This is a genomic window from Mammaliicoccus fleurettii (genome assembly GCF_002018435.1).
GTDB classification, from domain to species: Bacteria; Bacillota; Bacilli; order Staphylococcales; family Staphylococcaceae; genus Mammaliicoccus; species Mammaliicoccus fleurettii.
In genome coordinates this window covers 85,238-95,649 of sequence record NZ_MWJM01000009.1, presented here as the reverse complement: position 1 = coordinate 95,649, position 10,412 = coordinate 85,238, and the positions used below count along the sequence as shown (strand labels likewise).

10 protein-coding genes, 1 other RNA gene and 1 pseudogene are annotated in these 10,412 nt (G+C 28.2%); 8 read left to right on the top strand and 4 right to left on the bottom strand.

The features are described from left to right. Positions 1-74: a transfer-messenger RNA gene (gene ssrA, locus B2G86_RS08905) on the top strand; the annotation flags it as partial. Between the two features lie 109 nt (positions 75-183). Here ssrA and B2G86_RS08900 read toward each other — a convergent pair. Next, positions 184-282: pseudogene (locus B2G86_RS08900) on the bottom strand (tyrosine-type recombinase/integrase); the annotation flags it as partial. Positions 283-1,694: 1,412 nt separating this feature from the next. On the opposite strand from B2G86_RS08900, the gene B2G86_RS08890 reads away from it, so the two are divergent. The 3 genes from B2G86_RS08890 to fosB all read left to right on the top strand — a co-directional run bounded on the left by B2G86_RS08890 (position 1,695) and on the right by fosB (position 3,109). Continuing rightward, positions 1,695-2,360 carry a hypothetical protein gene (locus B2G86_RS08890; protein WP_078357749.1) on the top strand — a complete coding sequence of 222 codons (666 nt, stop codon included), beginning with the start codon at positions 1,695-1,697 and terminating at the stop codon, positions 2,358-2,360. Positions 2,361-2,377: 17 nt separating this feature from the next. After that, the gene (locus B2G86_RS13325) at positions 2,378-2,545 is read left to right on the top strand and encodes a hypothetical protein (protein ID WP_158079033.1); all 168 of its coding nucleotides are present in this window, start codon (positions 2,378-2,380) and stop codon (positions 2,543-2,545) included. A 144-nt stretch (positions 2,546-2,689) separates the two neighbouring features. Next, positions 2,690-3,109: a FosB/FosD family fosfomycin resistance bacillithiol transferase gene (gene fosB, locus B2G86_RS08885; RefSeq protein WP_078357748.1), complete on the top strand. Its 420-nt coding sequence runs from the start codon at positions 2,690-2,692 to the stop codon at positions 3,107-3,109. A gap of 5 nt (positions 3,110-3,114) precedes the next feature. Here fosB and B2G86_RS08880 read toward each other — a convergent pair whose 3' ends face one another. Next, positions 3,115-3,645, bottom strand: coding sequence for a GrpB family protein (locus tag B2G86_RS08880; protein ID WP_078357747.1), 531 nt, complete (start codon positions 3,643-3,645; stop codon positions 3,115-3,117). A 456-nt stretch (positions 3,646-4,101) separates the two neighbouring features. On the opposite strand from B2G86_RS08880, the gene B2G86_RS08875 reads away from it, so the two are divergent. Further along, entirely contained in the window at positions 4,102-5,163 is a 1,062-nt protein-coding gene (locus B2G86_RS08875) for a DUF4352 domain-containing protein (RefSeq protein WP_241837741.1), read from the top strand. A gap of 191 nt (positions 5,164-5,354) precedes the next feature. Here B2G86_RS08875 and B2G86_RS08870 read toward each other — a convergent pair whose 3' ends face one another. Beyond that, complete coding sequence (locus tag B2G86_RS08870; protein WP_078357746.1) at positions 5,355-5,792, bottom strand: GNAT family N-acetyltransferase; 438 nt, start codon at positions 5,790-5,792, stop codon at positions 5,355-5,357. Between the two features lie 785 nt (positions 5,793-6,577). Between B2G86_RS08870 and B2G86_RS08865 the strand changes: the two genes are divergently transcribed. Then, positions 6,578-7,228 (top strand): hypothetical protein, encoded by a 651-nt coding sequence (locus B2G86_RS08865; protein WP_078357745.1) that lies wholly within the window; start codon positions 6,578-6,580, stop codon positions 7,226-7,228. Between the two features lie 202 nt (positions 7,229-7,430). Beyond that, entirely contained in the window at positions 7,431-8,129 is a 699-nt protein-coding gene (locus B2G86_RS13640) for a hypothetical protein (protein ID WP_078357744.1), read from the top strand. A gap of 76 nt (positions 8,130-8,205) precedes the next feature. On the opposite strand, the gene B2G86_RS08855 is transcribed toward B2G86_RS13640, so the two are convergent. Further along, a complete protein-coding gene (locus B2G86_RS08855; protein WP_078357743.1) occupies positions 8,206-9,510 on the bottom strand; it encodes a TrkH family potassium uptake protein in 1,305 nt (434 codons plus the stop codon). 534 nt (positions 9,511-10,044) lie between these two features. Between B2G86_RS08855 and B2G86_RS08850 the strand changes: the two genes are divergently transcribed. Further along, entirely contained in the window at positions 10,045-10,398 is a 354-nt protein-coding gene (locus tag B2G86_RS08850; protein WP_078357742.1) for a hypothetical protein, read from the top strand. The last annotated feature ends 14 nt before the right edge of the window (positions 10,399-10,412 follow it).

The following is a 10,412-nucleotide window of genomic DNA, read 5'->3' as shown; positions in this document are numbered from 1 at the left end:
AGACTTGACTACACACGTAGAAACATTTGTATCAGGATCTCTGGACGCGGGTTCAACTCCCGCCGTCTCCATTATATAGCTCTCAGCCCTTGTGGTTGAGGGCTTTTTATTTTCGTTGCCCCAGTATTAACCCCAGCGCATAAAAAATACACCCTTATTAACAATGATTTTAGAGTGTATCAATTATAAGTATTTTACTATTTCTTTTTGCGTACTAGGGTACAAATGACCATATCTATTCATTACTTCAGTTGTATCTGAATGACCTAATCGTTGATCCACTCTCCAAAGTGGTTGCTTTTTAATATTCTTATATAAATAGTGATTGTTTGATACAACCAAACCCACCTTTATTGGCGGCTTTTTTTATGTCGTTTTCAGAAAAACACTGTAAAAATTTACATAAAATGTATAATTAATATAGAAGGCTCTAGGAGGTGTTTTTAGGATGAGTAGTTTAATAAAAAATGTCATTAAAATTATAATTGTTATTTTAATGATATTAGTTTTAGTTTCTTATGTTCAAGGTGACATAAATACAGTGATTTTCGGGATTCTTTACTTTGTTTTTATTTTTATACTAATTTATATTGATAAAATTAACCAAAGGAAAAGATAATAATGAAAAAATTATGTCTAAGTATCGAAGCAACTTCTGTTTTGTTACAAAGTTAAATTCTTATAAACGTTATACTTAAAGTGTTTTACTACCATTTACATACTCTATAAAAGGACGCCGTCTCCATTATATAGCTCTCAACCCTTGTGGTTGAGGGCTTTTTATTTTTGGGTCCACAAGATATAAAGAACACTATACTTAATAAAGGTAGTGAATATGAATAGACTATTATATTAATCGATTAATATAATTTTCAAGGCTTTTTTTAGGAATATAAGATAATTAAAAATGGCTACTATTGATAGTATAAATGACAAAATCAAAAGTGACATTGAACCAAAGTCAAGAATATAATTTAAAAACACTAAAGTAAACAATAATATAATACTAAAAAGTAATGGGAAAGTTAATCCTATAAAAAATAACGTTACACTTAAATTTTTTATATTTAATATCCAAAATATTAGAGATATCTGGTATTTTAGAAGAATCTCTATAATGATATTTAAGTTCTATATTCTCTAGATTTTCAGAATTACTTATAACCCTATTATTATTATTAGAATCATAAGTACAATTATAATGCTCTTTGTATTTTTGGAGAATGATAAGTTTTCTACCAACATCATTATAATCTTCTATAAAATAATAGTTTTTTTCAAAAAATCATTTGGAGAAATTAGTTATATGGATAATCGACCAAAAAGATGAATTAGATCGATTTAAAATAAATAGTACCAAGAAATTCAATTTACTGAAGAAACTTATTAGTAATTATACACCTAAGGAACAAAAAAAGTGATGAGATATTTCAAATCCAATGGCAGTAATAAGCTTTATAAAACAATTGACAAGTTACAGGAAGATTTATATAAGATACATCACAATAAGCGTATAGAACGCAATGAATAGCGTGAAAAGAGAATGAAGTTATATACCAAAACTTTGTAGTAGAAATGAAAGAAAGTTTAACATTTAGGAACTAAAACAAAACACTTGGGGAATAAATAGTTCAATACATTATGAAGTGTGATAATATTGTTTTGTCAAAAAATATTTGGAAAGGAATTAAATTATGAAAAAAATTAAAATTCTAGGAACAGTTTGTACGGCAAGTTTAGCACTCTCACTTTCATTATCTCCTTTAGCTGATGCTGCTCAAGTAAATGATAAAGTTGATACTGAAAGTACTATCTCTAATCAAGCAAGTAAATACATAACAGTTGATGCTGAAAATAAAATGTATCATTTTGATGAGCAGGCTTTTAAAAATGAAACTAACGCTGCATCTAATGAAGTAGAAAACATAAAAAGTAATGTTAATCAAATTAACCAAAATATTCATGGTGCTAAGCATGTTACTGTTGAAAATGGAGAATTAGTAACATACATATCTGACGCTGAAATTGATCAAGAATTAGAAAAACAAGGATTAAAAGATTCAAGTAATAATAAAATAGTTACTGAAGCTGCTAAAAAAGGTGGTGTGACTAAAGCTACATATGGTAAAAAAGGTAAAGTGAATTTGTATATGTCTCATAAACTAACTACGACTATTGCAAATGGTGGAGTATCAGCAGGAATTGTACTTATCAGTGGCTTAGGTGGCTTAGGTGGTGCTACATTGGGAACTTTTGTATCGACGATTATCTCTTCTTATTCTGGGAAGGCTATACCTAAAAATGGTATTATAATTCATGGTAAAGTAGATGGTACTGTCACTTCTATTACTAAGCAATAAAGAAAGGAAATAATTATATGAATAAAGGAATTGTAGTATTAATTGGTGCTGTTATAACAGCCATATTCTGTGGATTGATAACTTATTTCACAGATAATGAATCAATGACACCTATTTATATAGGAATTACTGTTTTTGTTATATTGGTTTTAATAAATATTATTAATAAAAAATTTGACAAATAAAAAGATGAATAATTATAAATAGCCCACCTAAATGAATAGGTGGGTATTTTATTAAAGTTTAGCTTTCCCAATATTTCTTTTGAAATGAGTAATCTAATATTTATTTATGTTAGAATATTCAGTAAATTAAAGGATGGACTATTCATGATTCAATCTATAAATCATGTTACCTATTCTGTATCAGATATTAATCAATCTATTGTTTTCTATAAAGATATTTTGAAAGCTAAAATTTTAGTAGAGAGTGATAAAACAGCTTATTTCATATTAGGTGATCTGTGGTTAGCACTTAATGAAGAAAATGATATACCTAGAAATGAAATTCAATACTCATATACACATATGGCTTTTACAATTGGTGAAAGTGAATTTGATGAATGGTATCAGTGGTTAAAATATAACAACGTTAATATATTAGAAGGACGTAATAGAGATGTAAGAGATAAACAATCAATATACTTCACTGATCCAGACGGTCACAAATTAGAATTACATACAGGTACATTAAAAGATAGGTTAGACTATTATAAAGAAGAAAAGCCACATATGAAATTTTATATGTAAGGAGGTTATATTATGACAATTGAAGCAAGGTTATTTGAAGAAAATGATTTAAATAAGATAAATGAATCTTTACCGTTTATGTAGTTTTCTTTATCACCATTAAATTTAACAAATAATGCTTCTTTTAAATTGGAATATTGTTTTGCGACATCTGGATGTTCAATTAAGTATGCTTTGAATGCGAGATGTCTATTTATATCGAACTGATTATAAATATCGAATGTATGAACATGAAAAAGCTTTTCTTTTGTAACTTTATCACTTTTTGTAAAGTATCTTCTGTTTTTAATACCAAATTCACCAAGCAATTCATAATCAATGTTCTCAAAGTATGAATTATACTGGTCAACTTTGTTTATATCTTTAACAACAGGCAAAATATCGATAATAGGTTTAGCCTTTATACCCGGAATAGCTGTGCTACCAATATGGTAAATATCAACTAAGTCTTTGCCAAAAATTTGGCTAATCTTGTTAGCTTCTTTAGCGTAAATGTTAGCCAAATTTGAATTATGTGGTTCAATCGTGATTTTCATAGATTGTTCAACTCCTCAATCTATTTAATTATAGTACCATTACACTAAATAAATATTCTAGTTTATAGTTTAAATAAGCTGTAGATTATTTATCAAAAAGTAATAAAATTACTTTTATAAGATTATTAGGAATAATTTAAATGAATGATGAATGTCTAAGACACATATAAAAAGAGATTTTTAGAATGAAGAAGTAATAACTGAAGAGCAAACTATACAACAGCCAACATTAGAACAACCTAAAGTTGGTAATGATAGCCAGCAAAATCAAGTCAAACAACGTGACCTACAAACATTTTCACAAGAAAAGTAATGAAAGAGAGGGTGATTACAGCACTCTCTTTTTTTAAAATATAAAATAACTAGTAAAAAGTTAAGAGCAATTTAATTTTGTGCTATCATATCACTTCTTTTGTGATATGATATGTTTAATTATCATAAATGGAGGATAGAAAATTGAAAAAAATTATGTTGTTAATAATGGTGGCGGGATTATTTTTAGTAGGTTGCAATAGTTCGAACATTGAAAGAAAAGCTGAGTCGAATGATAACAAAAAGCATAAATCAACACACAGTAAACGTAAGGCAAATGAGCAAATGAAGACATTTAAAGTGGGAGAAGTTGTTGATGCAGACGGTGTTGATATAATAGTAACCAAAGTTGAATTTAATAATGATTATGATGAATATAGTGCTCCTGAAAATGGACAAGCGCTTAAAGTTTCATTTAAATTTAAAAATCATAATGATGACCAAGTTCTAGTTGATAATTCTGCATTTACGATGAAATCGAAACAAGAAAACTTTCAAGAGTGGTTTGGAACAGATGATAATCATGCAGGATTCTCTCATTTATTAAATAAAGGGAATATAGGTACAGGGTATATATATTATGATGTTCCAGATTCTCAAAGATATACGCTAGAGATGGATTTTGTGCCTTTATTCGATACGGTACGTGGTAAATGGGAAATTAGGAAATCTGATATTAAAGGGAATAGTAATACAAATTCAAGTACAAGTACAAATGAAACAACAAATGAAATGAAGGAAACAGAAGATGATAGTGAGGATTATCCTTATACTGCTGAGGAGTACAATTATTTAGTCGATGAATATAATTCTTTAACAGAAGGAGAAAAGATGAATCGTGTAAGTCGTGGTGTTACAAATAAAGAGTATAATGACTTATTAGAGAGAATTGAGAAAGAATACGATCGATTAGGCGATGAAGCAGATAAAGAATATGATGATTTTTTGAAAGAACAAGAAAAAATAGACGCTGAGTATGAAGAAGAAATGCGTAAAGAAGAAGAACGTCAAGCAAAAGAAGACGCAGCATATGAAAAAGAACAAGCAGAAGAAGATGCAGCATATGAAGAAGAAATGCGTAAAGAAGAAGAACGCCAAGCAAAAGAAGACGCAGCATATGAAGAAGAAATGCGTAAAGAAGAAGAGCGCCAAGCAAAAGAAGATGCAGAATTCGAAGAAAAAATGAAGGCTTTAGATGAAGAATAGTTACATATTAATATTATAATTAAAAAGGTTTATAAATATAAAAGTAAGACACCTTCCAAACTCTTTATAATCTGGATGGGTGTCTTATTTATTTTTGCTTAAATATCAATATTCACTACATAATTGGTGGGCTGTTTTTTTGTTATGATACAAGTGATTAAATTTTAAACTCAAATATAATATCAATTTTTTTACAAATCAAGTTCCATCATAAAGCCATCATTTGTTATTTCAAACTTATTTTTAGCATAAAATTTAGATGCTGATTCTCCACCGGTAATAAGGAAAATTTTATTTATTTTTTCTTGCTTCATTTCATCTATAATAAAATTCATGAGTTGTTTTCCGATGCCAAATCCTTGTTGATTAGGTATAACATTAAATTCATCAATAAAAAATTGATTAAAGTTACTAAAATAATAGTCAATACGACCTATACACATTGCTATTATTGTATCCTCGTTTTCGATAACATATCCTCTTGAATTAAAACCACTCATTGTCGCTTCAATTCTAAGTAATGCTTCTTGATCAGTCCATTTATTATGCCAAGGTGGACCTGCATATGCTGAAACTAAATTTTTAGCACAATCATTATAATCTTCAGTATTTATTTTTCTAAAGTGCATAATTAACCTCCTTTATTAAAAACCTATATTTAGTTTAGCTCATTTTATAACTACAATACAATCCATGTTTATTTCACAAAAAAATATAAAAACGAATAAGCTGTTGGGATATAGTGTAAAAAAGGTATTAAAAATGGTCATGCTTTATGTTTAGCTATATTAGTAATTAGAGGCTTATTTTTAGGCGGTGATCAAAGGAGACGTAGATAAAATATTAAAGTGAGCAAGTTGGATAAATGGTGGCTAATCTCATGACAATGGGGTGATGCTTATGAAATATGGTAGAGCTCCAAGAAAGGTGCAACATTGACTGATTATGAGATATTAATGGTTGTCATTTCAATCATTGGTATAGTGCTAATTAGTAAAAATGACCATAAAAAATAACCATCTCTAACTTTAGCAGGTTTTGATGGTTATTTTTTATAATTCTATCAACAAAGCTACCGTCTTTTTAACGGGCTCGTGAGGGCGATGCATGTAAGTGCATCGTCCTTTTATACTATAAAATTACCATAATTTATATTCGTTGTCTAATCATAATAAATTTCATTGATTTACCTTTGATTTGGCTATTATGTATATAAAGTTGGAGTGAAAGACTATGGAGAGAAATATATTCAAATGACAGTGCTGAAAGTAGGTAAATTTAAGTTGAAAATCTTATTAACTTTATAACCCAAATGTTATAATATATTAGAAATAGATGTAACTATAGGTAACTAATTGTTGCATTTGGTAGTATATCTTAGTAAATAAGATATGTTATTGAGGAGGGAATCACTATGGATGTTATTTGGTCGAAGGACAATAAATTAGAAAAAATAAAATGGTTAGAAGACGAAAATAGTATAAACGATATGTCCTCACTGCAAATCCAGAAATTTTTATTTTTTTCTGAAATGTTTAATAGAGAAACCAACCAAAATTATGATTTATATAAGTTAAAAGCTTATGAAAAAGGTCCAGTTTTTAGTGATGTATATGGTGACTACACATACAGAAAAGATAAACTATTAGAAGAGGTAAGTAAAAAAGATATTAGTTTTTCTGAACAAGAAATCGAAAATATGAGAAGAGCCAAAATCTTAACATTAATTCATAATGATCAAGACTTATCTAATTTAACTCATAAATTCGATTTATGGAAATCAAAAGAAGAACGACTTCATTCTGGAGAAAGAGAAATAAAAATTCACGAAAATGATATTACATTACATGATTCAAAGCTGTTTAATCAATTATATAATTATGTAGATACTTTAAAAGAATACAAAATAGTGAAAGTTAATGATAAAGTATTTTTATTTAAAGAAAACGAAAAGGATTTATTAGAAGATCATATGTTAGAAACGCTAGAAAAAATTAGTGAAGATTCATCGTTAATAAATCCAGTGTATGTAGACATTGAGGATGGTGTATTGGTAGTTGATTAATGTAAGAAAGGTGAATTGTTATTTAGCTCTCAACCTTTGTGGTTGGGGGCTTTTTATTTTTTGCCCCAGTAATGCCTCATCAGAGAAAAAATTCATTATCAAACTATAGTGTATAATGTAATCTAATCTAATGTGTACTTATAGAGTGCGATTAGTTTATAATCAAATTAATCATGTTAAATACATTTAAGGGGGAAAATGAATGAAAAAATTAATTATTTTATTCTTTTCATCAATGTTAGTGCTAGCGGCATGTGGTAAGAAAGAAGATAGTTCATCTAATGATAATAATGAAGAGAATAAGCAAGATAACAAACAAAAGGAAGACTCTAAAAAAGAAAATGCTAATAAGTCAGCATCTAATACTGAAGAACAATCAACGGAAGAAGTTACGACTGATGAACAACAGTCGTCAGAAGAAGAAAATACTAATGAAGAAGAAAATGAAAATTTGATTTATAAAAATGTTACTGATAGAGATACGTTAGTTAAAATATTATATGGTGACTACACTGAAGAACAAAAAGTTATTGCATACAATAGTGCAGTGAGTAATGATGTTATACCACAAGGAAATGTATTAGAGGGGCCAGCAAGTGCTGCATATGAAAGTTCATTAAGAGTGGAAAGTGGTGAAGAAAAATCTATTTACGATGAATTACCTGATGATAATGAACCTTCTGATGAAATAGTTGATAGATCGAATGTTATGGATTTTGTTGAGGATTACGAAGGTGAAACTTTGGATACTGATTCTTACACATTTAAAGAACCTGAGCATAGAGATGATGGTAGTTGGGGATTTGCTTACTATACTAAAGATGGTGAACTTGCAGGTTCTTACATTGTGGACGAGTATGGTATGGTTAGTAAATTTGATGAAGATGGAATTGAAGAATAAAAAAACCTCACTTAGCGTGAGGTTTTTTTGTCTATGTTGGTGAATATATAGTAATTTGCATTTTCAACTAATTATTCTACAAATGAACCTTCTCTGTTGAATAATAATATCCTTCTTTTTTGGGATGGATAAATATAGCCATAATGATCAGAATACCTATTTTACCTATTATCATTAAAAGGATTAGTACGATTTTAGATATTGTTGTTAAATCTGCTGTAATGCCTGTTGATAGTCCGACTGTACCGAATGCTGATATTGTTTCAAATAATATTTGTGACATGCTGAATTTTGGGTTTTGAATCGATATGATAAATGTTGTGATTAATACTAAAATACTTGATAAAAAGCCAATTGTGATTGCTTTATTAATTTGTTCGTTGATAATACTTTTCTTAAATATATGAGGATGTTTTTGGCTTTTTAATTGTGAGTATATATATACTAATATGATTGTAAAGGTCGTGACTTTTATTCCGCCACCTGTACTCATGGGACCTGCACCTATGAACATCAACATATCGAATATTAAAAGGGTGGAATCATGTAATTGTCCAATATCTACAGTATTAAAACCAGCTGTTCGTGTTGAAACGGATTGAAATACTGATTTATATATTTGTACAATCCAGTTATCGTTTTTTAATGTATTATTTAATTCTAATAACCAAAATGATAGGGACCCGATAATAATTAATATTCCTGTAGTAGTTAGCACGATTTTTGAATGTAATTTTAATTTAGTTATTCTTTTTGATTGCCATAAATCTAATATAACGATATATCCAATACCTCCTATGATGATTAACAATGGAACGATAACGTTTACTATTAAATTATCGCTATATGGAATCAGACTTTTAGAAAATAGTGAGAATCCTGCATTATTAAATGATGAAATTGATGTGAATATGCTAATGAATCCACCTTTTGCTATGCCGTGGTCAGGGATAAATACTGCGGATAATATGATTGCACCAATTAATTCTACTATTAAACTAAAAATGACTAATCGCATCGTTATTTTTAAGAGACCAGAATCATTATCCTCGCTCCATGTATATAATAATAATTCTCTATTTTTAAAAGAGATATTTTTTCTTGTTAAAATCAATATAAAAATGGTTAATGTAACAATACCTAAGCCACCTATTTGTATTAATAATAAGATAACTAGATAACCTAAATCATTGAATTGGCTAGGTATATCCACTGTTGAAAGTCCGGTTACTGTAAAAGCACTTGTAGCAACAAAGAAAGCATCTATAAAGTGGATAGATTTTCTTCCTGTTATCGGTAAATAAAGCAATATGGAGCCAACAATTGTAGTAGTCAAAAAGAGTGTAAGATAAAGTATCGTTAATTTAGATATAGTGTTCATGTTATATCACCTTTTATATGAGATAAATTGATATTAATCCTATATAACAAGAAAGGCAATTATAAAGTTGAAATTATTAAATCGATCAAACAAAAAATCTCTCAATCATTACGGTTGAGAGATTTTCTTACTTATTATATTTGTTGAAAATTTATATTTTTTCATCTGAAAAACATTTCACTTAAAAATTTTAATATAGCAAATAGGCTTAATAGTACACCAAACGAAAATAGAAAAATATTGAAAATACTTTTTCCTTCCCATATTATTACTAGCAATCCTACTATGATTATTATAATGCCACATAATAAGTACATATTTCCTCCGATTGTTTCTTCTAAATATTTCAAATTTATTTATTATTAATATTTTATCATAAGTATTAGAAAATTTTTATATGAAAGAATTGTGATCTAAAGATAAGATGATATTTTAGATGCGACTTGCTACATCAGGTTGCCCTTATTGCACAATTATAATACTATTGTTTTATAATTGTTATTACATAAATTTGATAATATAAAGGGTGATCGAATGGTTCGTGTATTTATTGGGATTGTTGTTATATTTAATGCTTTGTTAGTAATACTTGGTGTTAGTTTTGATATATATACTTCAAATTTAGGGGTTAGAGATGTTTTTTATGATTCTTTAATGGGTAAATTTAGACATCAGAATAAAGCAGGTACTACAATTGGTGTTGGCATGTCCTATTTATCACTGATATCTTTATTTCTTATTGCTTCAATCAAAAATTGGAATAAAGGGATGAAAGTGGGTATACCTTCATTAATTTTCTTTTTAGTTACGATGATAATTGTTTTTGTTCAAGTGTTAAGAGGGCTGAAATTTGTAATTGAATTTATTTTTACTAGAATGATTATCTAATCTGTGGAGGTATT

Excerpts from the sequence above, each read along its gene's own strand:
- B2G86_RS08880 (WP_078357747.1), bottom strand. The coding sequence starts at position 3,645 with ATGAAAATCACGATTGAACCACATAATTCAAATTTGGCTAACATTTAC.
- B2G86_RS08850 (WP_078357742.1), top strand. The coding sequence starts at position 10,045 with ATGGTTCGTGTATTTATTGGGATTGTTGTTATATTTAATGCTTTGTTA.
- B2G86_RS13640 (WP_078357744.1), top strand. The coding sequence starts at position 7,431 with ATGAAAAAATTAATTATTTTATTCTTTTCATCAATGTTAGTGCTAGCG.
- B2G86_RS08865 (WP_078357745.1), top strand. The coding sequence starts at position 6,578 with ATGGATGTTATTTGGTCGAAGGACAATAAATTAGAAAAAATAAAATGG.
- B2G86_RS08855 (WP_078357743.1), bottom strand. The coding sequence starts at position 9,510 with ATGAACACTATATCTAAATTAACGATACTTTATCTTACACTCTTTTTG.
- B2G86_RS08890 (WP_078357749.1), top strand. The coding sequence starts at position 1,695 with ATGAAAAAAATTAAAATTCTAGGAACAGTTTGTACGGCAAGTTTAGCA.
- B2G86_RS08870 (WP_078357746.1), bottom strand. The coding sequence starts at position 5,792 with ATGCACTTTAGAAAAATAAATACTGAAGATTATAATGATTGTGCTAAA.
- B2G86_RS13325 (WP_158079033.1), top strand. The coding sequence starts at position 2,378 with ATGAATAAAGGAATTGTAGTATTAATTGGTGCTGTTATAACAGCCATA.
- fosB (WP_078357748.1), top strand. The coding sequence starts at position 2,690 with ATGATTCAATCTATAAATCATGTTACCTATTCTGTATCAGATATTAAT.